The organism is Variovorax sp. RA8 (assembly GCF_901827175.1).
Lineage (GTDB): Bacteria > Pseudomonadota > Gammaproteobacteria > Burkholderiales > Burkholderiaceae_C > Variovorax.
The window spans coordinates 15,860-41,368 of record NZ_LR594663.1 but is presented as its reverse complement, the minus strand read 5'-3'; the positions used below and the strand labels follow the sequence as shown (position 1 = coordinate 41,368).

Annotated in this window: 23 protein-coding genes and 3 pseudogenes; 6 read left to right on the top strand and 20 right to left on the bottom strand. The window is 63.8% G+C overall.

Going from position 1 to position 25,509, the window contains the following annotated elements:
• Positions 1 to 33: 33 nt before the first annotated feature.
• The 11 genes and pseudogenes from E5P3_RS31145 to E5P3_RS31095 all read right to left on the bottom strand — a co-directional run bounded on the left by E5P3_RS31145 (position 34) and on the right by E5P3_RS31095 (position 10,906).
• Complete coding sequence (locus E5P3_RS31145; RefSeq protein WP_162589985.1) at positions 34 to 960, bottom strand: Bug family tripartite tricarboxylate transporter substrate binding protein; 927 nt, start codon at positions 958 to 960, stop codon at positions 34 to 36.
• 85 nt (positions 961 to 1,045) lie between these two features.
• The gene (locus E5P3_RS31140; protein WP_162589984.1) at positions 1,046 to 2,332 is read right to left on the bottom strand and encodes a Rieske 2Fe-2S domain-containing protein; all 1,287 of its coding nucleotides are present in this window, start codon (positions 2,330 to 2,332) and stop codon (positions 1,046 to 1,048) included.
• Between the two features lie 44 nt (positions 2,333 to 2,376).
• Positions 2,377 to 3,681: a Rieske 2Fe-2S domain-containing protein gene (locus E5P3_RS31135; RefSeq protein ID WP_162589983.1), complete on the bottom strand. Its 1,305-nt coding sequence runs from the start codon at positions 3,679 to 3,681 to the stop codon at positions 2,377 to 2,379.
• A gap of 112 nt (positions 3,682 to 3,793) precedes the next feature.
• The gene (locus E5P3_RS31130; RefSeq protein WP_162589982.1) at positions 3,794 to 4,699 is read right to left on the bottom strand and encodes a LysR family transcriptional regulator; all 906 of its coding nucleotides are present in this window, start codon (positions 4,697 to 4,699) and stop codon (positions 3,794 to 3,796) included.
• A 36-nt stretch (positions 4,700 to 4,735) separates the two neighbouring features.
• Entirely contained in the window at positions 4,736 to 5,665 is a 930-nt protein-coding gene (locus E5P3_RS31125) for a LysR substrate-binding domain-containing protein (protein WP_162589981.1), read from the bottom strand.
• A gap of 32 nt (positions 5,666 to 5,697) precedes the next feature.
• Positions 5,698 to 6,564: an HpcH/HpaI aldolase/citrate lyase family protein gene (locus E5P3_RS31120; protein ID WP_232073545.1), complete on the bottom strand. Its 867-nt coding sequence runs from the start codon at positions 6,562 to 6,564 to the stop codon at positions 5,698 to 5,700.
• Positions 6,561 to 7,742, bottom strand: a complete 1,182-nt coding sequence (locus E5P3_RS31115; RefSeq protein ID WP_162589980.1) for a CaiB/BaiF CoA transferase family protein — start codon at positions 7,740 to 7,742, stop codon at positions 6,561 to 6,563. The genes E5P3_RS31120 and E5P3_RS31115 overlap by 4 nt, the downstream gene beginning before the upstream one ends.
• 115 nt (positions 7,743 to 7,857) lie before the next feature.
• Positions 7,858 to 8,178, bottom strand: a complete 321-nt coding sequence (locus E5P3_RS36225) for a hypothetical protein (RefSeq protein WP_162589979.1) — start codon at positions 8,176 to 8,178, stop codon at positions 7,858 to 7,860.
• Positions 8,145 to 8,786 (bottom strand): hypothetical protein, encoded by a 642-nt coding sequence (locus E5P3_RS36220; RefSeq protein ID WP_269474013.1) that lies wholly within the window; start codon positions 8,784 to 8,786, stop codon positions 8,145 to 8,147. The genes E5P3_RS36225 and E5P3_RS36220 overlap by 34 nt, the downstream gene beginning before the upstream one ends.
• Before the next feature lie 13 nt (positions 8,787 to 8,799).
• Positions 8,800 to 9,742 (bottom strand): annotated as a pseudogene (locus E5P3_RS31100) (IS5 family transposase); the annotation flags it as partial.
• Positions 9,743 to 9,874: 132 nt separating this feature from the next.
• Positions 9,875 to 10,906 carry an FAD-dependent oxidoreductase gene (locus E5P3_RS31095; RefSeq protein WP_162589977.1) on the bottom strand — a complete coding sequence of 344 codons (1,032 nt, stop codon included), beginning with the start codon at positions 10,904 to 10,906 and terminating at the stop codon, positions 9,875 to 9,877.
• A 19-nt stretch (positions 10,907 to 10,925) separates the two neighbouring features.
• On the opposite strand from E5P3_RS31095, the gene E5P3_RS31090 reads away from it, so the two are divergent.
• The 4 genes and pseudogenes from E5P3_RS31090 to tnpC form a co-directional block, all read left to right on the top strand.
• Positions 10,926 to 12,254, top strand: a complete 1,329-nt coding sequence (locus E5P3_RS31090) for a 3'-5' exonuclease (protein ID WP_232073599.1) — start codon at positions 10,926 to 10,928, stop codon at positions 12,252 to 12,254.
• A 39-nt stretch (positions 12,255 to 12,293) separates the two neighbouring features.
• Positions 12,294 to 12,893, top strand: a complete 600-nt coding sequence (locus E5P3_RS31085) for a hypothetical protein (RefSeq protein ID WP_162589975.1) — start codon at positions 12,294 to 12,296, stop codon at positions 12,891 to 12,893.
• A gap of 419 nt (positions 12,894 to 13,312) precedes the next feature.
• Complete coding sequence (locus tag E5P3_RS31080; protein ID WP_232073544.1) at positions 13,313 to 14,020, top strand: hypothetical protein; 708 nt, start codon at positions 13,313 to 13,315, stop codon at positions 14,018 to 14,020.
• Positions 13,938 to 14,699: pseudogene (gene tnpC / locus E5P3_RS31075) on the top strand (IS66 family transposase); the annotation flags it as partial. The gene E5P3_RS31080 and the pseudogene tnpC, both read left to right, overlap by 83 nt.
• A 160-nt stretch (positions 14,700 to 14,859) precedes the next feature.
• Here the strand turns inward: tnpC and E5P3_RS31070 are convergent.
• Together E5P3_RS31070 and E5P3_RS31065 are read right to left on the bottom strand one after the other, a co-directional pair.
• Positions 14,860 to 15,309: a carboxymuconolactone decarboxylase family protein gene (locus E5P3_RS31070; RefSeq protein WP_162589973.1), complete on the bottom strand. Its 450-nt coding sequence runs from the start codon at positions 15,307 to 15,309 to the stop codon at positions 14,860 to 14,862.
• Between the two features lie 143 nt (positions 15,310 to 15,452).
• Complete coding sequence (locus E5P3_RS31065; RefSeq protein WP_162590264.1) at positions 15,453 to 16,361, bottom strand: sigma-70 family RNA polymerase sigma factor; 909 nt, start codon at positions 16,359 to 16,361, stop codon at positions 15,453 to 15,455.
• Between the two features lie 428 nt (positions 16,362 to 16,789).
• Here E5P3_RS31065 and E5P3_RS31060 point away from each other — a divergent pair.
• Both E5P3_RS31060 and E5P3_RS31055 read left to right on the top strand, forming a co-directional pair.
• Positions 16,790 to 17,377: pseudogene (locus E5P3_RS31060) on the top strand (rhomboid family intramembrane serine protease).
• A gap of 193 nt (positions 17,378 to 17,570) precedes the next feature.
• The gene (locus tag E5P3_RS31055) at positions 17,571 to 17,981 is read left to right on the top strand and encodes a hypothetical protein (protein WP_162589972.1); all 411 of its coding nucleotides are present in this window, start codon (positions 17,571 to 17,573) and stop codon (positions 17,979 to 17,981) included.
• A gap of 191 nt (positions 17,982 to 18,172) precedes the next feature.
• Here the strand turns inward: E5P3_RS31055 and E5P3_RS31050 are convergent, their stop codons facing one another.
• The 7 genes from E5P3_RS31050 to E5P3_RS31020 all read right to left on the bottom strand — a co-directional run bounded on the left by E5P3_RS31050 (position 18,173) and on the right by E5P3_RS31020 (position 25,447).
• A complete protein-coding gene (locus E5P3_RS31050) occupies positions 18,173 to 19,435 on the bottom strand; it encodes an MFS transporter (protein WP_162589971.1) in 1,263 nt (420 codons plus the stop codon).
• A gap of 115 nt (positions 19,436 to 19,550) precedes the next feature.
• The gene (locus tag E5P3_RS31045; protein ID WP_162589970.1) at positions 19,551 to 20,384 is read right to left on the bottom strand and encodes an intradiol ring-cleavage dioxygenase; all 834 of its coding nucleotides are present in this window, start codon (positions 20,382 to 20,384) and stop codon (positions 19,551 to 19,553) included.
• A 21-nt stretch (positions 20,385 to 20,405) separates the two neighbouring features.
• Entirely contained in the window at positions 20,406 to 21,482 is a 1,077-nt protein-coding gene (locus E5P3_RS31040) for a maleylacetate reductase (protein WP_162589969.1), read from the bottom strand.
• A 27-nt stretch (positions 21,483 to 21,509) separates the two neighbouring features.
• Positions 21,510 to 22,100: a malonic semialdehyde reductase gene (locus tag E5P3_RS31035; protein WP_162589968.1), complete on the bottom strand. Its 591-nt coding sequence runs from the start codon at positions 22,098 to 22,100 to the stop codon at positions 21,510 to 21,512.
• Positions 22,101 to 22,119: 19 nt separating this feature from the next.
• The gene (locus E5P3_RS31030; protein ID WP_162589967.1) at positions 22,120 to 23,670 is read right to left on the bottom strand and encodes a 4-hydroxyphenylacetate 3-hydroxylase family protein; all 1,551 of its coding nucleotides are present in this window, start codon (positions 23,668 to 23,670) and stop codon (positions 22,120 to 22,122) included.
• Positions 23,671 to 23,711: 41 nt separating this feature from the next.
• Positions 23,712 to 24,296 (bottom strand): flavin reductase, encoded by a 585-nt coding sequence (locus tag E5P3_RS31025; RefSeq protein ID WP_162589966.1) that lies wholly within the window; start codon positions 24,294 to 24,296, stop codon positions 23,712 to 23,714.
• Positions 24,297 to 24,514: 218 nt separating this feature from the next.
• Positions 24,515 to 25,447: a LysR family transcriptional regulator gene (locus E5P3_RS31020; protein WP_162589965.1), complete on the bottom strand. Its 933-nt coding sequence runs from the start codon at positions 25,445 to 25,447 to the stop codon at positions 24,515 to 24,517.
• Between the last annotated feature and the right edge of the window lie 62 nt (positions 25,448 to 25,509).

Here is a 25,509-nt window from a genome sequence, read left to right as displayed (position 1 = left end):
GAGTGATGGAGAGTGGCCCCCGAATTCAGGCCCTCACGAATTCGGCTTCGTTCCGTAACGCTCCGCCAGGACGCGTTGCTCTTCCATGTTCCGCTGGACGAGCTGTCGGTAGGCGGCCGCTTCCATGAACCGGCGAGGTTGGTCGGCGCGGTCGAGCATTTCGATGATCGAGGGGGCCTCCAGGACGGTCTTGAACGCGCTGCTCAACCTGGCGATGACATTGCCAGGAAGGCCGGCAGGTCCGCCGATTCCCAAAGGACTGTCGACCACAATGTGGTAGCCCAGTTGCTTCATGGTCGGAACATCAGGCCAGTTCTTCACAGGCTCGGCCCGGGCCATGGCGATGTAACGCAGCTTGCCGGCACGCACAAGCGAGCTGGTCGCCAGCAGGGGATCGATCGAGAAGGCGATCTGGCCTCCGATCAAAGCGGTGGTCGACTCATTGGCGCCCTTGTAGGGAATCGGTGTCCAGCGAACCTTTTCCGTGCGGGCGATCTCTTCGATGAACAGGTGCGGGCTTTGACCCAGGCCGGGCGCAGCCCCGTAGGAAGTCTTGTCCTGGTCTTTCTTTCCGTACTCGATCAGGTCCTTCCAGGTCTTGAAAGGCGAATCGGCGGCAACCGTGATCGCGAAGGCAGTTTCGCTCAAGTTGCAGATGTACGTGAAATCGCGCAGCGGGTCGTAGGGAAGCTTCGCGCCGGGCGAGTCCCGCCACGTCGACGGCGTCAGCACACCGAGTGTGTAGCCATCTGGAGCGGCTGCCTTGACCGCCTGGAACGCGATCAGGCCGCTCGCGCCAGGCTTGTTGTCGATGATCAAGGGTTGCCCGAGGATCTTCTGCACCTCCGGCGCAAGCGTGCGCATCAGGGTATCGGTCATCGATCCCGGGGGCAGGAAGATGATCAGTTTGATGGGCCGTGTGGGGTAGTCCGCCTGTGCGACGACCCGGGTGGCCAGCAAGGTGGCCCCGAGGCCGGCGACTGCCTGTCGCCGGCTGATGCCGCCGGTAGGTCTAGTGTTCATCTGCTTGTCTCCTTGTGGTTATTTAGGCCGGCACAGCGGGGTAGTGCTCGGCGTGCGGCTGGGCCTCGCGCCGCCAGTGCATGTCCTGGCCGAGGTCGATGTCGAATCCGCGCATCCTGGTCATGTCCGCATAGTTCACGCCATGCGGTTCGGCACCGGATTCGAACCGGTCCAGGGCGTCCAGCAACAGGCGGCGCAGCTTGACGACAGCGGCGTCGGCCGCGACCAGCTTCTCCCGCGACCGGTCGTAGATCGGCCCCATCGAAACGGACATCACGGCGTCTTCCTGCGTGATGCCGTGGAAACCGCTCCAGCTGCGCTTTTCGCGCATCGCCTCGCGGTCCTGCCAGAAGCCGTTGTCGGGCGAGGCCACGAAATTGAGATCCTTGTAGAAGCGCTCTTCCGACAACCCGGAGCGGCGCAGCCGATGCTCCAGGCTGAGCTTCTCCGTGGGGCTTGCGTCGACCAGGTACGTCGCGGTGTGCTCGTCGTCCAGCGGAACCTCGAACACTGTGTTGAAGAACGTGGGAAACGGGATGATGCGGCCGCCGGGCATGAAGATGGGAACCAGGCGGACGTTCAACTTACCGTCGCCCAGCTGCCGCAGGGCGGCGTAGTGGTAGCCGAAACCCGTATCCTCGATCTCGAGCTTTGGCGCGACATCGTCCCAGGCCGGCTTGATGAAGTCAGTGATGTCACCTTCCTTCAGCTGCCGGTTGCTGCTCTCCAGCCAACCAGGGCGCGTGACGTTGCTGTGCAGAATGCTCACGTGCGAACTGTCCGCGCCGCCCTCCCACATCTGCAGATAGTTGGCAGGCACGTTGTTGCGCACGATCACGCGGTTCTCGTCAGGAACGTCCTCGAAGGCGAACTTGCGAAAGGGCGGCTGCAGTTCCGGCCGTCCGATGTAGGTCCAGACCAGGCCGGCACGTTCCTGCACGGGATACACCTTCGCACGCAGGCGCTCGCGAAAGCGCGGGTCTGGATTGTTGGGCGTGTCGAGCAGCTTGCCGGTCACGTCGAACTTCCAGCCGTGATAGATGCAGCGGATCCCGCCTTCCTCCACGCGGCCGAGCGCCATGGAGGCACCGCGGTGCAGGCAGGCCTCGTCCATGACGCCGACGCGGCCTTCGGTATCGCGGAACAGCACGAACCGCTCACCGAGGAGCTTGCGAACGATCGGATCGGAATCGCGCCCGGGCAGTTCGGTGGAGAGTGCGATGGGGTGCCAATAGCGGCGCAGGAGGGTGCCCATGGGGGTTCCCTTCCCGACACGTGTCAGTCGTTCGTTCTGCTCGGTGGTCAGCATGATGTCTCGTTGTCTCTTTGTCTCGTTGGTCTTGGAACAGGCGCTCAGGCGGCCTGCTCTTGCTTCGCTTTTGCGCTTGCGAGCTGCAGGCCGGGAACCAGGGCACGCCAGTCGTCCCCGGGGCGGACGTCGGCCTGCATGCCGCCGATCACGCACCAGGGAATGTCCGCCACGGGCTCGGGACGCACTCCGTCGACGGCGCCGAGCAGCGTGCGGTAGAGCCGGTTGACGGCCACGTCGGCCGCCACCAGCAGTTCCCGCGAGCGGTCGCGGATCGGGCCAGCCGACACCGTGACCGCGATGTCTTCTTCCACGAGGCCCGGCATGCCGCTCCAGCTCTTACCCGCGCGCATTGCGGCGCGGTCCTGCCGGAAGTTGTTGGCGGGTCCAGGGTTGCCGGGACGGTCGATCGTCTCCGCGGTGATCCCGAAATGCTCCAGCGTGTGGTCCGTCAGGCCAAGGAACTCGAGCTGCTTGCTGCGCAGCGGCTCCATGTTGATGTCCTCGGTTTCGCTCCAGAAGATGTGCCAGAAGAGGCTGCGGGTGGCCGACAGGGGCACGATGATCACCATCACGTCTCCGTTCGGGTTCATGACCGTGAAGGGCGTGATGAATGCGGTCACGCGCGCCTCGGTGCGGATCGCACCGTCGCCTTCGATCATGTCGCGAAGCGCGGCGTAGTAGAAGCCGAAGTCCGTGGTCGTGGCCTCGATGCGCGGCGCCAGGTTGTGCTGCATCGACTTCACCTTGCTCGCGAACGTCAACTCCGTGTTGTTGGCCTGCGTGAGCGAATTGCTGTGCAGCAGGCCGAGGTGCGACGAGTCCACCAGGCCTTCCAGGATCTGCACGAAATTGCATTCCTGCACGTGCGGCACCACCAGCCGCTTGCCGACCGGCAGGGACAGCCAGGGCCACAGCGGGAACGTCGGCTCCAGCTCGACCGGGCCGAGGTAGGCCCAGACGATGCCGCCAGCTTCGCGCACCGGATAGGTCCGGCCGCGCGCTCGGGCCTTCACCTGCGGATCGTTGACATTGGGCATGTCCAGCACGCTGCCGTCCACGCCGAACTTCCAGCCGTGATAGATGCAGCGAAGGCCGTCACCTTCGGCACGTGCGAGCTGCATGGACGCGCCCCGGTGCAGGCAGGCCTGGTCGAACAAGCCGGCTCGACCAGAATCGTCGCGCCAGGCGACGAACGTCTCGTCGAGAAGCTGAACGGCCTGCGGGTCGGCACCCGCCAACAGTTTGTCGGACTCGAAGAAGGGGACCCAGTGGCGGCGCAACATGACGCCCATCGGCGTTTCAAAGCCGACCTGGCACAGTCGTTGGTTGTCTTCCTTCGAGAGCATCGAGCTTCCTAGTTGTGGGGTGGCCGAAGTCTAGGAGTGGCCCGCTGCAATGAAAAGACGATGTTTTCAATGCTGCAATCAGGTTTTCTTGGGCTTGGCGCTGCTGGGCTCTCTAGGGCGAAAGCCTGCGTCTCAACAGCTCCAGGAAGTGCCGGGCCGGTTTGGACAGCTCGTGGCCGGGCCTGTGGTGCACGAGCAGCCCCTGATCGACGACCGGATCCTCGATCGTGCGCGTGTAGAGCGCACCGTAGTGCGGCGACAGCCGTGCAAGGAACGCCGGGCCCAGCACCACGCCCATGCCATTGGCGGCGAGCGCAAGCGCAGTCTGGATGAAGAAGATGTCCTGTGCCGGCTTGAACTCCACGTCGCCCACGGACAACCTCTCCTTCAGCACCGCCTGCAGCGTGCGGTTCTTGGAGATGCTGATGATCCGCTCGCCCGCAAGGTCGGACCACGAGACAGATGCCAGTTTCTCGAGTCTGGAATTCGGACCGAAGATGGCGCTGACATGGTCGACGACGAGGGACATGCTCTCGACGGGGGCGGTATCGTACGGGAAGGGGCTGATGTTGAATTCGCACTCTCCGTTCACGACCGGGTCGATCAGCGAAGGCAAGGCCTGGTCGATCATGACGACCTCGACCTCCGGCATGTCGAGCTTGAACTGCGCAAGCACCTCCGGCACGACGGTCGTCGTCAATGCAGGCACGCACGTGAAGGAAAGCGACCGGGCTCCCTCCTCCGCCCGGTGGCGCATCCTGGCCTCGAGGGCGAGGACCCTGGAAAGGATTTCCTCGACATCCCGGATCGCCTCGTCCGCGAGCTTCGTCGGCCGCAAGGCTCGCGGTCCTCGGTCGAACAGACGCACACCCAGTGAGTCCTCGAACTGCTTGATCAATGAACTGACAGCCGGCTGTGACAGGTGCAGTGCCTGCGCCGCATGGGTCAGGTTGAGCGACCGGTAGGTTTCGGCGAACGCGCGCAGCTGGCGCATCGTCACGTGGGTGGTGGAACTCACTTTGTTGTCTCCTGATCCGGCGCTGCACGGCGATCGTTATTCTGGCGACAGGCTGGCGCGCCATCGGCCTGCCCGGACCAAGGCCCTCAACTGCTCGACGACCAGGGAGGACACCGCGGCGGCGGCTGGTGTCTGGGGCCGCACCAGGGACGTGGCGCAGACGATGGTGCGGCTGAGCGCGGGAGACCGGATCGTGGCGCTGCTGAGCGTGCCCTCGGCAACTTCGTCCGTGACGGCGCCCGGCGACAGGACGGTGTAGCCCATGCCTGCCTTCACGGCCTTCTTGATGTTCGGAAGGGAATCGACTTCCGCTACGACATTCAACTGAACGCCGTGCTCGCCGCACGCCTGCTCCACGACCCTGCGCAGGCCGTGACCGCGTCCCGGTAACAGCAGCGGATAGGCATCGAGCTTGCGCATGGGCACGCTCGGTGGCAACGTTGCACCTTCGGCCCGGGGCCCGATCAAGCATAGCTTCTCGGTCAGCACGGGGCGTTGCAACAGCCAGGCCGACGGCTCCACCTCGAACAGCACGCTGAGGTCCAGGCGGCCGCTGTGGAGCCATTCCTGCAGAAAACCACTGTGGCTTTCGACGATCTGCGGCAGCACCCCGGGGTGGCGCTCCTTGATCGCCTGGAGGATGGCCAAGGTGGCGACGAGGCCTACTGTGTTGGGCAGGCCCAGTTTGACTTCCCCGGCGATCTCGCTTTGTTTATGGCGGGCCGAATGCCTTGCACGCTCAACATCCGCGAGGACCACGCGTGCGTGATCGAGAAACCTCCGACCGCTTTCGGTCAGCGTCATGCCGCGGCTGGTGCGAACGAACAACAAGGTCTCGAGCTCGGCTTCGAGGCTGATCATGTGCTGGCTGAGCGCCGGCTGCCCTACGTGCAAGGACCTGGAGGCCTTCAACAGGCTTCCCGCGTCGCACACCCCGACGAAATACCTGAGTTGTCTCAGCTCCATCAGTGAGTTTCAGTTAGGGCGCCCAGCAAAGGTTACGCCGCGGCGTCTTGCAGCAGGTCGAGCGCTCGACGGTAGATGGGTTTGTCCACCATTTGGTCACCGACCTTGACCGCGCCAGCACCGGCGGCGAACGCGGCTTCGAAGCCGGCCACGATGCGGCGCGCTTCTTCCAGCTGTGCTTCGGCGGGGCGGTAGCAGGCGTTGACGGCGTCGAGGAATTTGGGGTGAACCACCACCGCGCCGCGAAAGCCGAGCGATCGCGCTTGCTCCAGGGTTTTTGCAAACTGTTCGATGCTGCCCAGCTCGGCGATTGGCGCGATGAACCCGATTGGCTGGATGCGCGCCGCCCTGGCTGCGTGCAGGAGCATCATGCTCGGCCCGAAGAGGAGTTCCGGCGTCGGGCGGGCGCCGCAATCGAGTGAGAAGTCTTCGCTTCCGAGCATCATGCCCATGGTGCGGGGGTCGGCCGCCGCGATTTCGTAGAGGCGCGGCAGCGCCGCGCAGCTTTCGACCTGCAACAGGAAGCGAACCGTGCCGCGCGCCATTCCCGCCGCGTCCTCCAGGTCGCCCACCAGCGCGGATAGCAACTGCACGTCGCGTGGATGTTCGACCTTGGGCAGCAGCACCAAGTCCAGGCCGGGCTGCACCGCCGTACGCAGGTCGGTCACAGCGGTGTTCAGGTCTGGATTGATGCGCACCGCGGCACCTTTGGAGACCTTCTTCAGATCCGGAATGCGGCTTGCGAGCTGAGAGCGCGCATCCGCCTTGTGCTCAGGATGCACGCCGTCTTCCAGGTCGAGGATGACAACGTCCGCGGGGCGGCCAAGGGCACTGGCGAACAGGCGATCGTTGTCTGCGGGAACGAAGAGGAAGGATCTCCAGTTCGGCGATTTCATCATGCATTGCTCCTGTGCGAGGAGAGCCAGCGGGCATTGTCCTGCCCCATCTCCGGTGCGGCGCAGCGGATCGGAGGACGCTTGCCGTTGATCTTGTAAGGGGGCGCGTGGATCAACAGGTCCTTGCCTTCCGGAGAAGCGGTGTTCACCAGCAAGCCGCGCTCCACGATGTACGGGTGCTCGAGCAAGTCCTTGATGTCACAGACCGGTCCGGCGGTGATGTCGTGCTCGGCGAAGAACTCCAATGCGTCTTCCAACGTGAGCTCGGCAAGATGGTCCTGGATCAGGCCGTCGAGCGCGTCGATGTTGGCCAGGCGCGCCTCGTGGCTGGCAAACCGGGGATCCTCCGTGCCGGCCTCGAAGCCGATCGCCTTGAACAGGCGCTTGAGCGGTCCCTCCATCGCGGCGGACAAGGCCACCCAGCGGTTGTCCTTGGTCCTGTACACGTTGCGAGGCGCGTGCGTCGGAGAGCGGCTTCCACAACGCGGCACCACCTCGCCGGTCAGCTGGTATTCGGCCGCCTGCGGCCCGAGGATGGAGAAGAGCGGCTCGAACAACGACAGGTCGATCTCCTGCACCTCGACCTTGTCACTCGCGCGCTGTTTGTGAAGCGATGCGAGCACCACAGCCGCCCCGTAGATCCCTGCAACCGAGTCGGCCATGGCGAAGGCTGGGACGACCGGCGGCCGGTCGGCATATCCATTCATGGATGCGAAGCCGCTCATGGCCTCGATCAACGTGCCGAAGCCGCCTTTGTTCGAGAAGCAGCCCGTCTGCCCCCAGCCCGAGATGCGCGCGACCACCAGGCGGGGATTGATTTCCTGCAGCGCTTCGCGCGTGAGGCTCATGCGCTCCAGGGTACCGGGCCGGAAGTTCTCGACCAGGACATCGGCTTCCGCAAGGAGCCCGCGCAGTTCGGCGAACCCGTCTTCCGATCGCAGGTCCAGCGTCACGCTCTGTTTGTTGCGGCTGTACGCGAGCCAATAGGTGCTGACGCCCTTGCGGCGCCACGCGCGCAGCTCGTCGCCCCGGCCGGGGGGCTCCACCTTCAGGACGTCGGCACCGAGGTCCGCCAGGACGTGCGTGAGAATGTTCCCGGAAACCAGGCGCGAAAGGTCGACGACCCGCACGCCCGACAGCGGTAGGTCATGGTCGGAGGGAACTTGCTGGTCTTCGTTCATGACTCCCATGCTAGACAAGAATGAGGTATCTGGAAACTACAGATTTCGGCTATCCGCTATCAGATTTCCATCTACCTTGTCACGACAACAAAGCCCGCCAGTTTCTCACCCGGCTTCAGCTCGACATTGAAGCCGCGCGCGCACCCCGAATCGACCGCTGCGATCTCCTCCGTACCACGGCGCGGAACATGGCCCGGTACAGTCGCGAGATGGCGACGTCGGCTGTCGAAAGCGTTTCCCGCGACCGGTTCCTGATCCCGCCCGAGGAGATGCTGACGATCGTGTCTTCCATCGTCAGGCTCGAGATGCCGCTCCAGCTCCTGCCGTCACGCATCGCCTTGCGGTCCTGGAGGAAGTAGTTGCTGCGTCGGGGGCAATCGCCTTCTCCCAGCGTTTCGGGCGTCAGGTGAAATCGCTGCAATGTCTCGCGGTCCATGCCCACCATCCGCAGGTGCTCACTGCGTAGCGGCTCCTCGTTGAGCGCCTGCGACTGGCTGAATACACATGGATGAACATGGAGCGCGTGTCGGTCATCGGGATGACGAGCTGGTGCAAGTCGCCGTTTGGGTTGAGCACGGTGAACGGGGCAATGAAACCGGCAACTCGCGCCTGGAGCCGCGACTCGCCTTCCTTCCGGATATCCCGCAGCGCAGCGTAGTAGAAGCCGAACGCGGTGTCCTCGACTCCGATCTTCGGGGCGAGGGCGTGCTGCATGGAATTCACGTTCTGCGCATAGGCGAGATCGCTGCTATCCGATTTGCGCAAGGTGTCGATGTGAAGGAAGCCCAGGTGCGATGAATCGACCAGCCCCTCGATGATCTGAACGAAGTTGCACTCCTGCACGTGCGCCGCCACGAGTTGCGACTGCGGAAGATCCATCCACGGCCAGTGCGAAAAGTCGGGTTCCGCGCCTGCGCCCAGGTAGACCCAGAGGATGCCTCCGGCTTCACGAATCGGAAACGTGCGCCCCTTGAGTCGGGCTTGAAATCGACGTCTGCCACGTTGGGCGTACCCAGCACCGTGCTGTCGGCCGCGAACTTCCACCCGTGGTAGATGAATGCTCGACCTTGGCCCGCACGCTCGCCTTCAGCTGCTCGGCCTTGTCCAGCAGGCGCGCCCACTTGCGCGTCAGATCCAGCTGCCGACGCTTGCCAGGCTGCATCGCCACGTGCCACTGCGGGCCTTGCGCTTCTGCGCGCTTGTCCACGCCCCGGTAGCCGGCATCGCCGAAGGCCTCCGACTCCTGGCCGTGCAGCAGCGCACCGGCTTGCGTCACGTCGTTGACGTTGGCAGCCGTGCCCACCACCGCGTGCACCAGACCCGATTCGGCATCCACGCCCACATGGGCCTTCATGCCAAAGTGCCAAGCGTTTCCCTTCTTGGTCTGGTGCATCTCGGGATCGCGCGTGTTGCCCGCGTTCTTGGTCGAGCTAGGCGCTGCGATGATGGTCGCGTCCACGATGGTGCCCGCGCGCATCAGAAGGCCCTGCTCGGCAAGATGAGCGTTGATCTCCTCGAACAGGGCCTTGGTGAGGTCGTTGTCCAGCAGCAGTCGCCTGAACTTCAGCAGCGTAGTGGCGTCGGGCACCGCCTCGCGCGACAAGTCAATGCCCACGAAGTCGCGCAGCGCCTGGCTGTCGTACAGCGCATCTTCCAGCGCCTCGTCGGCCAGGCCGTACCACTGCTGCAAACAGTACATGCGCAGCATCCGGGGAACACCGATCGGCTGTCGGCCGACGCGTCCGCTCGTTGGGTACAGCGGCTCGATCACGGCAATCAGACGAGACCACCGCACGACGCGCTCCATGTCTGAACCAACGCAGTTTTGCCAGCGCCGAGTACGCGATGAAGAAGAAGCGCACGCGACGCGAGAAGTTTCTTGAACCGACGTGTGCGCACGATTGAACATTAATCTGATGGAAGGTCCAGCCTTCCTTCCATCGCTCCTACATCCAGGCCTTCTGGCGGTCGGTGTAGTAGGTTCGTGTCCAGTACTCCATCTGCAACACTCGTTCTGCCAATGGCAGTCTTCAGTGTGTCGCATCGACGGGCGACCACATCAGCATGAACTTAACTTGATCCACTTCGTGTTGCGCGGTGGGGGTGGAGACTTCACGCCAGACCCTTGCCTGTCAACACGCCAATGGCTCGGCTCCGAGCGCGAGTCCTCGCAGGGCATGGACGGCCTGATAAGCGTCGCGCACTGCCTCTCCAATGCGAGCGACCTCGTTGGCATCCCCGATCGACATGACGTGCATGGGTGCCTCTGCCCCGGTCTGCTGGAAGACAGAGGCCAGGGCGTCAGCAAGCGTCCGATCGGGTCGCAAGCCGTGCGCCAGGAGCAGCGCCGATGCGGGCTGCGCCAGCGATTCTCCCGACGCAGCGCGCAGCACGACACCGGTATCGGCGGCGCTAATCACCTGCGTGTTGTCAAGGATGCGGACAGCCTCGTTCCGATGCAAGCGAGCCAGGAGGTGCTTTCTGTATGAGCGGTCCGAATTGCGGGCAATGCCGTCCCGGCCCGAACGGGTCACGAGCAGGACCTGGTGACCTTGCGCAGCGAGGAATTCGGCCACCTCGGCGCCGGTCTCTCCGCCGCCGTAGATCACGAGTGGCCGCTCGATCGTTCCGCGCGGCAGTCGAACATCCCCCAGGAGCACCCGGTACGCCGCGTCGACCAGCAGGCTGCCGTTATGCTGCAGGGCGATGGGCGCAAGGCGGGCGCCGGTGGCTAGGATCACGACGTGCGGCTGCCGCTGCATGATGATCTCCGCGTCAGCCCGGGTGTTCAGCCAGACACGCACGCGCGACAGCGCGAAACGGCGAAGGAGGAACTTGTGATACCAGAACAGCTTTTCCTTGCCGGGCGGAGTGGCGGACGCGATCAGGTTCCCACCAAGGGCGGCGCGCTGCTCGTATAGATCGACAGCATACCCAGCCTGCGCCAGCAACAGCGATGCCGTCATGCCGGCCGGGCCACCACCGACGACCACGGCGGCCTTGCCTTCACCAAAGGCAGCGATGGCTGGATCGGTCTCGCGCCCGCAGCGCGGATTCTCGGCACAGGCGATGGCTCGGTTCGCCAGCGTCTCCTTTACGCACCAATTGCAGACGTGCAGGGCCGAATGTCCTCGGGCAACCCGGCGCGTGCTTTCGCTGGCCAAGGCGGAATCCCACGTGGCCATGTTGGCCAGCGCTTGGTCGCGCACGCCGCAGGAAGCGCGCGTTCGTATCGACAACGTGGAAGCGCTGCTGGCGATGGCCACGACCTACGAGAGCGAGTGCGTCTCTTCAAAGCAGCCGGCATCGGTGGGCGGGCTGCTGCGGTGGCTCTCAGCGCAGGCGGCCGGCTGCGAGGACGCCCGTGCCGCTGCGGCCGATGACGCAGTTGCCGTGCTCACGCACCACGGTGCGAAAGGCCTCGAGTGGCCGGTTGCCATCCTGACCGGGATGGGCGCCGGCGCGCGCACCGCGGTCTGGGATGTCCGTGCGCGCACCAATGCCGAGAAGCTCGACCCGCAGGAGCCCTTGCGCGACCGCTTCATCCACTGCTGGCCGAGAACTTTCGGCAAACGCAAGGCCCCGCAAGCGGCGCTCAACGCCGAGAACTCCCAAATCGGCCTGGCGATGGCCAGAGCGGGCCTGGAGGAAAACAAGCGCCTCCTCTATGTGAGCATGACGCGCGCTCGAGACGCGCTCGTCCTGGTTTCAGCCATGAAGACCCGGCCCGACCGCACCTGGGTGGACGAGGTCGGCGCCTCAGAACTACTTTTTGGTGAAAGCGGCGTGATGGTGCTGGACGGTCGTCATGTCCAGCGCGAGACCAGGTTTTGGTCCGCCGGTGAGTGCGCCGCGGAGCCGGCGGCGGCTGCTGCAGCTGACCGCAGTTGGTTCAGCCCTGCCGCACCGCTTGCCAGCCGTCCGCTGTGGCACCGGCCCAGCACCGGCGAAGGCGCCGAGGCGACCGTCTTCGAGGTCAGCGAGGTCGGGACCGTGGGCACGCGCGTTGCCATCTCGAAGAGCGTCGACATGGCTCTTCTTGGAACGGTCTTGCACCACTGCATCGCGCGCTCTGGCGTGGCCGGAAGCATCTCAGTTGAGGACGTCGAACGGCTCTTGACGCGCTGGGATGTTGCGCACGCCGTCGACAAGGGCGCGGTGGTAGCTCAGGTCGAATCCTTCCTCGCCTGGATTGCCAAGCGCTGGCCCGATTGCCCAGTTCACGTGGAGGTGCCCATCGAGGTCGACCGTGAGGACGGCACGCGGCTGCGTGGGCGCATCGACTTCCTCGTTGACACACCAGCCGGATGGGTCCTCATCGACCACAAGTCCAACCCGCGCGGTGCTGCTCACGATGAGGAGCTCGTGCGCGAGCACGGGCCTCAGCTCGCCTCGTACGCGGATGCGCTACTCCGCGCGACCGGACGGCCGGTTACCGAGCAGTGGCTCTTCTTGCCGGTAGCCGCTCGGGCGCTGCGCGTTCGAGCTCTCCCTAGCCTTGAGGTTGCTTGACCTTCGCAAGCACGATTCCAACAAGAAAAGTTATGCCACATGTCCTTTGATGAATCGGACCGCGCAGAGAAAGCGGCCGCGTCCACATTGTTCTTTGCTGAAGCCGACGAGCATGAAGGCTTGGAGCTGAAGGTCGGGTATTTGGAGTTCCTATGGATGCCGCCAGGAGCCGCCGCAGAGGCCGACAAGCTCCGAGTCCTGATGAACGAGTATCCCCGTGAGGAAGTTGAGCGAGACATCTGCTTGGTACTCGACGCCAGTGGATGGAGGCCTCACTTGGTGGCATGTGTGGCGCTCCTGTGCGGGCACACGACGCCCAAGATGCTCTGGTACTTGTGGCGGGCAATTCAAGCTGACAGTTGGGTTGCTCCGCAGCTTGTCGCGACTGCATCGTTGGTGGACCCTGAGTTTGCGAACAAGGCCGAATGGGTTCTGCTTTCAACACGCCTTCAGCCCAAGGCCGCTGGCGCCCTCGGCGCAATGCTGGCTGAGCGGCTGGGCCCAGAGGATGAACTTCCGGGAGATGTCGACAAGGCCGTTCAGCGAGGTAGTGCTCATCCTGACGACCCCGCCGGAATCGCACGGACTTGGAAGCAGTCTGTACTGCGGGCCTTTCGTCCTTTTGAAGGCAATCGGTAACCAAATGGTCGAAGGCAAGAGGTTCCACATCCCAGTCGAACGCCACACATCGATTCCAAAAAGAATCATCGTTTCGCCGCATGCCAAGATGGTTCTGGGAGTTTTCCTGAGCGAGGACAGCCGGGAAGATATGAGGGAGAGCTTTTGGCAGGACCACAAACCGACAGTCGAGGGCGAACGATGGGCTAAACGTAAGCACCGACTTCCGCCCAAGCTCGGAGTTTGCTTTGCGTTTGCCGGCGAAGGATGCCTCTCTGAAGTCTGCTACTTGGGCGCGCCATTCGAATTCGCCCAGCCGAGCCTCCTCGCGGAACATGTCGCGTACCCTTGAACCCCTATACGGGGCGCCGGCGCGCAGGTGGGAGCGCCGCGCGGACGTCTTGCTAACTACCGGCGGATACGTCGCCGATGGCGAGGAAGTGCATCACCTGATTGCGGTCGTACTGCTGGATGACGCGCTGCGCTCTCGTTTGGTTCTTCCAGCACTCGTGGGGCACCTCCGCTTCGCCACCGACACGCACGCCTGCTTCGAACTGTGTGACGCACCGCGGCAGTTGCCACGCCTCTTGGCGGACTATCCGTCCTGCGCCGCGAGCCTGGTGGTTGTCCTTCCCAACGCGGGAGTGTCAGGCAACGAGGTCGACGCAGTTGCCGAGGCCTTCATCCAGGCTTCGAACCTGACGCTCAGGCATGTAGTGGGAATAGCTGAGGAGCCTGCGCGCTGGAAGACGCTCAGGCACGTGCAACGCTTCGTTGCCACGGCACTGTGCGGTCACACGCTTGCCGTCCGGTCGCTTTTCCAAACTCTCGGTGCCATCATGGCGCCTGTAGCAATCTTGGAAGCGGACGACGAGGAAATCGAGCAATGCCTTGGAACTGCGAGCGCACCTTCGTTCTTTGTTCATTCAAGGTGGAATGCAGAGCCTGGACTCGAGGTCTCGGAGGACTTCCGCCCCGTCAGGCAGGATGTTTCGACTTCCATGGTCACGATGCTGGACTCGCCCAGCGTCGCCATTGCACGTTCTGCGTTGGAACAATGGGAAGCCGGGCAACAAAAAGACCCACAAGGCCTATGTCTGGACCTACTGCACCACGAGCTACGACGACTTCAGGGCGGTCGTGTTTGACTTCGCCGAGGGGCGTGGCGGCCAGTACGTGCGGGACTTCCTGGCGCTGGACGCAGCGGGGCATCAAGGCTGGCGCGGCAAGCTCGTCTGCGACGACTTCTCCGGCTACAAGGCCTCCTTCGAGTTGGGCGTGACCGAGGCCGGCTGCCTGGCCCACTCGCGACGCAAGTTCCATGAGCTGTGGGCCAACCACGGCAGCCAGATCGGCGAGCAGGCGCTGAAGTTCTTCAAGACGCTGTACGACGTCGAGCGCGAAGTTCAGGACCTCCAGCCCGATGATCGACTGCGAATACGCCGGGAGAAAGCCAACCCAGTCGCCCAAGCCCTGCATCAATGGCTGGTCCAGCAGCGCCGACTCGTGCCCAACGGATCGGCGACGGCCAAGGCCATCGACTACAGCTTGAAGCGCTGGCAGGCGCTGACGCGGTACATCGATGACGGCGATCTGCCGGCGGACAACAACCGCGTGGAGAACCAAATCCGGCCGATTGCCATTGGCAGATCGAACTGGCTGTTCGCGGGCTCGCTTCGCGCCGGCCAGCGCGCCGCGGCCGTAATGAGCTTGCTGCACTCGGCCAAGCTGAACGGGCTCGACCCGTACGCCTATCTCAAGGACGTACTGACCAGGCTGCCAACGCAGTCTGCCGCGCAGATCGAGGAGCTATTGCCACACCGATGGCTCCAGCGTCACGTCGTAGCCGGCGCATCTGCACGAGGTTTGATGCCCGCGCGCTTCCTGAGCGGCTGCCGACGCAGCCGGCCAGCCAGATCGGAAAGTTGATGCCGCATCGCTGGATGGAACCCCCAAGCTCAGCCAACGGAGCTGAGCTCCGCAGCCGTTAAGCTTTCGCCCGCGGCTTCATGCGGAAGCTGATGCCCATGCGGTTGATGGCGTTCATCGCTGCGATGGTGAGGGTCAGGTTGACCAAGTCCTTCTCGCCGAACACTGCCAACGCCGCCTCGTAGGCTTCATCGGAAGCATGTGTTTCGCTGACGAGGGTGACCTCCTCGGACCAGGCGAGGGCCGCTCGCTCTTGCTCCGAGAACAGGTACTCCGCTTCGTGCCACACCGGGACGAGAACCACTTTTTCAACCGACATTCCGCCAGTCATCAGGTCACGGGTATGGATGTCGATGCAGTGGGCACAGCCATTGATCTGCGAGACTCGCAGGAACACCAGATGGATAAGCTGGCTTGGCAACGACGTGCCAGAGGTGATGAAGTGATGCAGGCCACCGATGGCCTTGGCGCCTTCCGGAGATGCTTGAAACCAAACTGCGCGGGTCATGTAACGCTTTCTTCAAGTTGAGACTAGGGGGCTGCAGGAGCAACCTGATCCCAAGACGTTTGACATGATTGCGTTGTGACAGCCGCTGGAAAAAGACCGCCCCAGGCCTCAGGTACCTGGTGGCGGCGCGTTTGACCCCAAGCTCAGGAAACGAGTAGCCTTTGCTTCAACGGTGCCAACTTCACCGGATTCCGCTGGATGCGAACCCGAGCGACCTGAACATCGGTGAACTCGAAAGTCTGTACGGAGTCAAGCGCACCATCGAGGTAGCGCAGGAGCGCCCATTCGCCATTTAGCATGGCCAGCTCAAGTCGCATGGCGTCACCGTGGCGGAGATGCGTGGCGTAGTAAAGCTGAGCGATGCGTTGAGCTCCAAACAAAGGCCCCGTGAAGCTTGGCCTGACGTCGCCAAAGTCGCCCAGCATCTCCGCTTCCGCTGCGAGCAGCATCTTTATGCCTTCAAGGTTACCGCTCGAGATGGCTTGAACGAGGCGTCGCAACAGTTCCAGCTGAGCCGGTGCGGGCATTGGCAAGGCTTTCGTGTCCGCCGATCCGCGTGCGTTCTCAAGCCGTCGCTTGGCTCTATGGACAATCTGCCGGGCGGAAGCTTCGCTTCGTCCAATGGCCTCGGCTATTTGCTCGTACTCAGCGTCGAACACCTCACGCAGCAAAAAGGCGGCCCGCGCTTCCGGCGACAGGCAGTCCAGAAGTATCAGGAAGGCGATAGACACATCGTCGGCGGTCTCACATGCCTGTTCAGGCGTGGTCGGCGCCTGCTCCAAAAGCGGCTCGGGGAACCAAGCGCCCTCATACGTGGCTCTTCGTAGCTTGGCCGCCCGAAGACGGTCAATCGCCATCCGCGTAGTCACGGTCACGAGCCAAGCTTCGGCATTCAAGACATGGACTTGGGACGACTTCGTCTTCTCATGCCAGCGCAACCATGCGTCTTGCACCAAATCCTCCGCCTCCTGTACGGACGAAAGCATGCGATAGCCAATAGCCATCAGCCTGGGACGCACGTTCGAGAACAATTCGGTAGAGGCGGACGACATGATGAACAAGTCTAGTACGAGGGTAAGGCTCCTCGGCGGGCGTGACCATCTCCCGTCGCGAGTTGGTTTCGGGCCTGTTCACTAGATTGGTTTCGATGCCATACGCCATCGATACCCTGTCCAGCGCGCGCCAGAGTCGTTGCACGCCGCCATTATCTGAGCCTCAAGGCCGCGCTGTAGCGCCGCCGTTTTCCGTCGTGTCATCATGTCCACCCGTCCACTAAGTTGGGTACACGCGATCTTTTCTGCCCTCAGCCCCGGTTTCAGATGACTTTGCCGGACCGATACGCAGAGGTGGGTCGCACTCCCCATCTCTGCACCGGGCACCTTTCTGAGCCTTGCGAGACAATCCATGGCTCCCACGGTTTGGCGCGACGGGCCCTCAATTTCTGGTCGAATCGCTCTTTTCGCTGAAAAGAGTCGACCGGATGTCTTCCTTGCCTCCCGCCGTCCTGGCGCTGATCCTCACCAGCGTCATTGCATTCCTGGCTCAGAGCCTGTCGGAGGGCCTCACCGGCACACTGGCGTTGTGGCCGATAGGCTCGGGTGCCTTCTGGCCGTTGCAGGCGGTGACCTACGCCTCCCTGCACGGCAGCATTTCGCACCTCGCGTTCAACATGTTCGGCCTGTGGATGTTCGGCGCGGACCTCGAGCGTGTCTGGGGACCGAAGCGCCTCTTGATGCTCTATGTCGTGAGCGTACTCGGCGCGGCAGTGGCGAAACTTGGGGTGGCCACCATGAGCGGCAGCGTGTATCCGACCGTCGGCGCCTCGGGCGGTCTCTTCGGCATCCTGGTTGCCTTCGCAATGGTGTTCCCACACGCAAGATCATGCCGCTGATCCCGCCGATCCCGATGCCTGCGCCGCTGTTCGTCGCACTGTACGCTGGAACTGCTGTTCGGCGTCACCGGCAGCTTCGCCGGCGTCGCGCACTTCGCACATCTGGGCGGGTTGGCTGGGGGTTGGCTGCTCGTGCGGCACTGGCGCGGCCAGGCACCCTTCGGAAGTCGGCGATAGGTCCATCCGAAGGGACCGCAGCTGCGCCGCGGACTTCGCCGCATAGCTGACATGCTGGGCGGGACGGCATATCGTGCGCCCGCCGCTTCTTCGCTCTGGCGCATAGGTGGTCCAGCTCGACTGCTGAATCCGGCTTCTCGTCTCCCATCCGCTCGCCGGAGCCATTGGGGCGCAGGCCACATGGGGGCACGACATGCATGCCGCCACGGAGCAGTTGCGCCAGCTGCTTGCACGGGTGCGCAGCCCGGCGAGGCGTGTCCTCAAGCTCTTCACCGGCACCGCTGACTACTGGCTGGAGTATATGGAGGAGTTCCTCGTGATCTTTCCTGCGCCGAGCGTGCGGCGTTCGTTGGCGGTGAGCAGCAGCGGTGTGCCCTTCGGCCAATCGCCCGCCGCGCAGGACAGCCTGCAGCTGTACTACCGGACTGTGGACGAGTACTCCCAGACACTCGCGCGTCCGCCGATGCCATCGCACCTCGCGGCCAACATCCTGATGGCGGCAGTCCACGGCATGATCGTCTTCCCCTGCATGTCGCGGAGCATGGAATGGACGGACACGCGCTTGATGGTGAAGCACCTCGTCGCCGGGATGGTGTCAGAGTAGGGCAAGGACGGCCTGCGGGACTGATTCGGACGGCACACTGGCCATCAGCATTCTGGGCGAAGTTCGCTTTATCCTCCTAAATGCGGCCGGCCGTGAGATGTTGGTTCGCGCCGAGGGCAGCAGATGAGGTCGATGAGTTCGAGCTCTCGACGCGCAGTTGCGCAACATCAGAACATCAGAAGCTTGCCGAGCTAGCGGGCGTCGGCGGACACTGATATTGCGACGGCCCTGCCGCGCTTGCGCCTCGCCATGTGGACCAGCAGTGCGGTGCAAAGCGCCGCCAGGCCGCTGATGCCGTACTGCCAGGGCAAGGTCAGGTCTAAGGCGACGAAAGCGGTGCCCAGCAGCGCGCCGCAGATCGCGCCGATTCGTCCGAGGCCAATGATCCAGCCAAGGCCGGTCGATCGGATTTCGGTCGGGTAGACGGTCGCACAGTAGGCGCTCAGGTTGACCTGGGCGCCGACGATCAGTCCCCCGGCTTGGGCGACAGCCGCGAGGAGCACGATCCTTTCCGAAGGGCCAAGACCGACGGCCGCGATCGCGAAGCCGGAGGCGGCAAAAGCTGTGGTGAGTGGCCAAGGCGCGTCGACGCGGTCGATGATTCGTGCGAGCAGCAGGGAGCCCACGATGCCGCCCAGCGAGAACGTGGCCGAGGTCCAGATCGCCTGACTCAGGTCCAGGCCGCTGGCCAGCAGCAGCGTGGGCATCCAGGTGATGATGTACACGATGACCATCTGGGTCACGAACGAGGCGGCTCCCAGCATGAGGCTACTGCGCAAGTGATCGCCGGAAAGGATCTGCCGCAACGCGCCGTGGCTCTGCGGGGCGGCGGCCGCCAGTACATAGCGATCATGGTTGCCGAAGTCGCGACTTCGATCTACGCGCCGCAGCTGTGCTGCAATGAGGTCGGCAGGCGCTTGCCGGGCAGCGAGGAAGCGCACCGATTCCGGTAGCAGGAACCATAGCGCTGCCAGCAATGCAAGGGGCGCCAAGCCGCCGATGACGAACACCGCCTGCCACCCGTGCTGGGCCAGTACGTGGGCGGACAGCGGTCCGCCGATGACACCGCCCAGCGGAAAGGCCGCGTACATGACGCTGACCATCGTGGCGCGTACGCGGGCCGGTGCATATTCCGACACCAGGGCGATCACGTTCGACAGCGCGCCGCCGAGGCCTAGGCCGGTCAGGCCGCGCACGATCAGCAAGGCGACGACGCCTTCGCTGAGCGGCGTTGCCAGCGCGAACAGACCGAAGGTCGCGGTCGCCGCGAGGATTGCAGGGCGTCGCCCGATCCGATCGGCCAGCAGTCCGAACAGCCCGGCGCCCAATGCTGCCCCCGCATAGTGGGCGGCGAAGATCGGCCCGAACGCCTCCTTCGGCAGCTTCCACGCCTGCGCAATCTGGGGCGCCGCGTAGGTGATGGCGAGAGTGTCGAAGCCGTCGAGCAGCGCCACCAGCGAACAGAGCACCCCAATGAGCAGCAGGTGGCGGCCAACGGGGGAAGCATCGATACTTGCGTCGACGTCTATCACGCGCGGGGCACTTGATGCATTGCGCATTTGGACGCCCTCAAGCCGGCCGCGCACCGAGCACGAAATCGTAGTGGAGCGCATGGCCGCCTTCCAGCCGGCGGGTCCACGGCGCGACCAGCGACTGCCGTACCCCGAACACCGCGTCGGAGTCCAGGTAAGCATCGCCGTCCCTGAATACATGGGTGATCAGGGTTTCGTAACCCGGCGCTTGAATCATGAAGTGCAGATGTGCAGGTCTCCAGGGGTGGCGATTGGCGGCGCCCAGGAATCTTCCCACCGGGCCATCGACCGGAATCGGGTATGCCTCGGCGAGAACAGTTCGAAAATGCAGCCGTCCTTCCGCATCCGTACGAAACTGCCCCCGTCCTTGGGCATGATCCAGCTCCGGGCGCTGGACGTCGTACCGACCTTCGGCATCGGCTTGCCAGACATCGACGACCGCGTTCGCGACCGGCGTCCCATCAAGGCCGCGAACGGACGCAGTGACTTCGCAGGGCTCGCCGACTGCCCCGCGGGCAATGTCTTCGCCATGCTCGCATTGCGGCGCGCCTTCAACGTAGAAAGGGCCGAACACGGTCGACTCCGTGCAGCCAGCGGGTTTGTCGTTGTTCATCGCAACTGTGAGCATCGAGAGCCCCAGCACGTCGCTGAGCAGGATGAACTCCTGTCGCTTGTCGTCGCATTTCTGGCCCGTCGCCGTGAGGAACTGGATACCGGCAAACCATTCCGTTTCCGTGAGCTCGACATCGCGCGCGAAGGCGTGCAGATGCAGCACCAAGCTACGGAAGACCCGCCTCAGCCTGGGGTCTGGTGTGTCGGACAGGCTTTGCAGCACAGCCTGGGTGATGTTCTCTCGGGTGATGTTGCGCATGGTTGTCTCCTTGAAATGATCTCAGCGAACGGGCCGGACGCCATCGAAGGCGTCCTGCAGCAGTTGACGGATCGCGCGGGGCTCGAGCGCTCTGGGATTTGGGTACGGATGCTCGAGAGCGAGGCGGCAGGCACTATCGAGGTCCTCGGCCTTGAAACCGATATCGCGCATGGCCATGGAAAGGCCTGCGCCGGCGGCAAGGTCGTAGGCCCCTTGCGCAGCGCTTTCCCCGCCCAAAGCGCGTCGAATCTTCCTCATGGCATCTGGCGCCGCAGCGGCGTTGTACGCCAGCGCGTGGGGCAGCACTATCGCATGAGTGTGCGCATGTGGCAGGTCGAAGCTACCGCCCAGGATATGGCAGAGCTTGTGGTGCAAGGCTAGGCTGACGCTGCCCAGTACCGAGCCGCACAACCAGGCACCATAGAGCGCGTCTACTCGCGCTTGCTCCTGGACCGCAGAGACGTCAGCCATTGACCGTGCCAGTACCGGAACGGCTCGGGCGAGCGCTGCAATCCCTTCTTGCGCTAGGAGGTCCGTGATCGGGCTCCGGTCGACCGCGTACAACGCCTCCGCGGCGTGGGCGACCGCGTTGATGCCGCTCATGACGCTGGTCGCCGCCGGCAGGGAACGGGTAAGGTCCGGGTCATAGATGACGGTAGACGGCAGCACGCGGGGATCGCGGCCCGTCCGCTTCGCCCCGGATTCCGTGATGCCGTAGATCGGCGTCATTTCCGAACCTGCATAGGTCGTGGGGACTGCAACCACACGCAGCCCGGGCTCCAAGGCCAGGGCCTTCGCCAGCCCGATGGTCGAACCGCCTCCAACGGCCACCACGCAGTCGGCCCCTAGAGATCTTGCAAACGACCTGGCGGCGTCAACAGTCTCGATGGGAACATGCATCGCGGCTCGGTCGAAGACGCCGACTGCTTTCGCACCGAGCTTGGCGGCGGTGGCTTGCGCCAGCAATCGCTGATCCGGCGTGCTCAGCACCAGGGCGCGCTGGCCATCGAAGCGCGTGAGCTCGTCGCCGAGCTCCGCAAATGTCCCCGCCCCGAAAACGACGCGCTGAGACAAGACCGTGTGCACGAAGCGTTTCACGGGAACACCTTCTTTCTTGGACGTGCATCAGGACAACGTACAGGCTTCCTCGAACGAAAGCCGCGGTCCGCGTGCGTGAAGCTTGACCGGATCGCCGTGGCCCAGGGCGCAGATGAAGTTCGACCTGACCGTGCTTCCAGCGAAGAAGGCCGCGTCGACCTTCGCGTTGTCGAATCCGGACATCGGTCCGCAATCCAAGCCGAGGGCGCGTGCCGCCGCGATCAGGTACCCGCCTTGCAGGCTGCTGTTGCGCAACGCGGTTGTCTGCGCAAAGCCGTCCTTTGCCTCGCCTTCGAACCAGCTCTTGACCGCCGGGTTGTGAGGAAAGAGCCGAGGCAGTTGTTCGTAAAAGCGAGTGTCGTAGCCAATGATGGCGATCACCGGTGCGCTCATCGCCTTGTCCACGTTGCCTGGACTCAATGCGTCCTTCAGTCGGGCCTTGGCCTCCGGCGTCCGGACGAACACGATACGCGCCGGAGAGCAGTTGACCGAGGTCGGACCCCACTTCATGAGTTCGTAAAGCTCGCGAAGCTTGTGGTCCGAAATGGACTGTTCGCTCCAACCGTTGTGACTGCGTGCCTGGCGAAACAGGATGTCGTGATAATGCGTAGCGGGCATGACTTGTGACTCCTGGCGTTCAGATGGACAGGGTGCCGCTCAATGAGAGCTGCTCCTGGTGTCGGGCAGCATCCATTGCCTTCGCATAGTCCGCCGTGGCCTTGTACTCGGTGTTGTCTTCCTCCACGGCTTCAATCCCGCAGACCTGGCGTGCCAGCTTCCCATAGGTGCCGGACCCCGAGAACTCGGCCCGCTGCATGGTCAACATGCGGATGCTCTGAAGCGGAGTTCCGTTGAAGTTCTCGAATACGAAGAGGCGATTGCCCCAATCGGTCAGGAAGAGATCGCGGATCACCCGGCCAATGCGCAGCCGGTCCTTGGGCCGGCCCACCGGACCGCTGTTCATCTTCTCGAAGACCGTGTTGAGCTTGGAGTCCTCCCACTGGTCCTCGGTGGCGAAGAGCAGGGCGCTGCGCCCCGACAGGTCGACCAGCTCGTAAATCATCTGCGAGAAGTTCTCGAGGTACAGCGCCCGGCCGAAGTCGTAGATCAGGATGTTGGGTTTGTAGAGACCTCCCGGCGTGTGGAAGCCCAACTCCTCGGACGCCACCACATGAGCGAGCATGGCCTGGTGGAAGCCGATCAGCTTGGCGACGCGCGTCTGCACCGCCGGAATCTTGCTGGTCCCGATGTGCTCAGTGATGAGCACCGCCAGGCCCGCCATGAGCTCGGCGCGCACCATTTGCCGCACCAGCGCGTGATAGTGCAGCCAGTCGAACACGCGTTGCGGGTAGAGCTTCGCATGCTCCGGGTTGCCCAGGTGGAACACGTGCGACCAGGGAATGAAGACCTTGTCGAACACCGTCATGCCGTCGAGTTCGTCGCCCTGTGATGCCAGCGGGTGCTCGACGCGGTCTTCCTTCACGAGGCTTTCCCGGCACACGATCGACACGCCCTTGGTGGCCACGGGCACTGCCGCAAAGATGATCTGGTCGCTTGGAATGCCGGGCCGGAAGAAGACGCCGATGTGCACCCAGTCCGCAAAGGCAGTGCCGGTGGAGACCGCCTTTACACCGTCGACCACGATGCCCTTGTCGGTTCTCTCGATGACGCGCAGTCCCGGCGAGCGCGCCTGCGCATCGGGGGTCGAGCGGTCCATCTGCGGATCGACGAAGTTGGGCGCGCAGTTGTGATCGCGGTCGCGCACAAACTTGGCGAAATCCACTATGTGCTGCGCCAGCGGCTGGCCCGGTGTGCCGATCGACTGCTTTTCCCAGGGCGAGGGGTCATCGGTGTAGGTGGTGAGCACGTAGTTGTTGACGTCCGGCGTGCGGGGGAAGGAGGCGCCGGCCATCTCGCGCATCACGGCCTCGTGATAGCGGCGCTTGCGCTTGAGCTCCTCCTTGGTGCGGTGGCCGAACCACATCATGGAGCGGCGCTCGCCTGCCTCGTCCACGAAGGTCATCACCTCCTGCAGGTCGGTACGATGGTGCAGGTCGTAGAAGTCCGCGTGGCGCTGCGCGTAGTCGCGTGTCTTGGGGTGCGTGGCGACGTTGTCGATCTTCTGGTTGCCGACCCAGACGACGCGGCCGTCGTTGAGCGATTCCAGGTACTGTTTTCCGGTGCGCATGGCGATTCCTTGGTGTGACGTGAGTGAGTGGGACGGATGAGTCAATTGAGGATGATGGGGCGCGTGGTGGCGTAGCGGCGCTGGCAGTAGACCAGGGGCTCTTCGATGGCTTCCGAGATCGAAGCCTTGACGACTTCAGCAAGGAAGACGCTGTGCGTGCCGACTTCCATGGCCTGCGCGACGCGGCAGTCCAGGGCGACGAGCGCGAGGCTGCAGTGCGGTGCGCCGGTCGCGAGCCTTCCCCACTGCGACTGTGCGAAGCGATGAGCCATGGGGAGCTCGCCCACGCCGGAGAAGACCTGTGAGATCTCCGAATGCTCGGCGCCGAGCCAGTTCACGCAGAGCACGCCATTGCCCTTGATCACGCCATTCGCAAAGCTGCGGCGGTTGACGCACACCAAGACCGTGGCCGGCGTGTCGCACACCGAGCAGACGGCTGAGCAGGTGACGCCCGCGATGCCGTGCTCACCGTTAGTGGCGACGACAGTGACCGCGGTCGCGACGCGCGACAGCGCCGCACGGAATTCCGCAGGGTCGATGGAGCCGCTCGGAAGCCTCGATGCGCCGGGCGAGGGCGCAATGGATACATTTGAGCGTGCGGGTTGAATCAGTTCTGCGAGCGGCATTGTGTGTCTCCTGAATGGTGTGACCGGGTTGAAGCAGATCGGTGGAATCAATGTAGGTGACCGACTGTCCGGTTGCCATGCACCAGCGGCAATGCACACTATTCCGTTGCCACCTGTGGCGAGCCGGTTGGGTGCGCGGGCGCGCACGATCGGCCCGGCACCGACTTGTGGGTGCAGATGCTGGGAGAGGGTCGAAAGCGGCAGCTGCCGCGGGCGTCTCAGGGGCTGGCGCCGAAACGCTGATGCAGCACCGCGCGGAACCACTGGTTGCCGGCTTCGCGGTGGAAGCGCTCGTGCCAGTACTGCGCCACCTCAAAGCGGGGGAGGTGCAGCGGCGGCTTGATCAACTCGAGATTGAGCTCGCGTGCCAGCACTTCAGCCAGGGGCGACGGCAGGGTCACAACCGCGTCGGTGTGCTTCGCAACAACGGCCGCGGCCGTGAAGCTCGGAACGCGCGCCGTGAATTGACTTGCGGGTATGGCGGCTTGCAGTGCGTGCTCGGCGAGCGCAATGCCGTGGCCGGTGCCCGATGAGGAGACGAACACATGCTGCTCGGCGGCGAATGCCTCGGGGGATGGTTCCCTCGGCAGTCGCGGATGCCCCTTGCGCACGAGGCTCAAGTAGCCCGCGGTGAACAGGCGCTGTCGTCGGATGCCCTGCGTGAGCGCGGGGTAGTTGCCGATCGCCAAGTCTACCTTGCCGGACTTCAGCCAGGCATGCAAGTGGTCTTCTTCCAACTGCACCGCGCTCAGCCGCACGCCCGGCGCCTGGCTCTGCAGGGTCTTGACCAGCGAAGGGAGCATCACCACCACCGCCGCATCCGTGGCGAAGAAGCTGAAGGTGCGATCGCTCTTGCGCGGATCGAAGGGCACCTGCGAGCAACGCAGCATCTGCATCTCGTCGAGGATGAGACTGATGGGCGCCGCCAGCGCCAATGCCTTCGGGGTCGGCTCCATGTTCAGGGACACGCGAACGAACAGCGGGTCGTCGAAATAGCTGCGCAAGCGCGCCAGGGTCTTGCTCAAAGCTGGCTGGGTCGTGTTCAGCACCAGCGCGGCGCGCGTGAGACTTTGCTCTCGCAGCAGAACATCGATGACCCGAAGTTGATAGAGGTCCAGCAGATCTGCCTGGTTGTGCAGGTTCGTACCCATGTGATCGAGTCCTGGTTCGCTGCCCGCCATTCCATTGCGGACCTAACATCCACGCGCGTGAA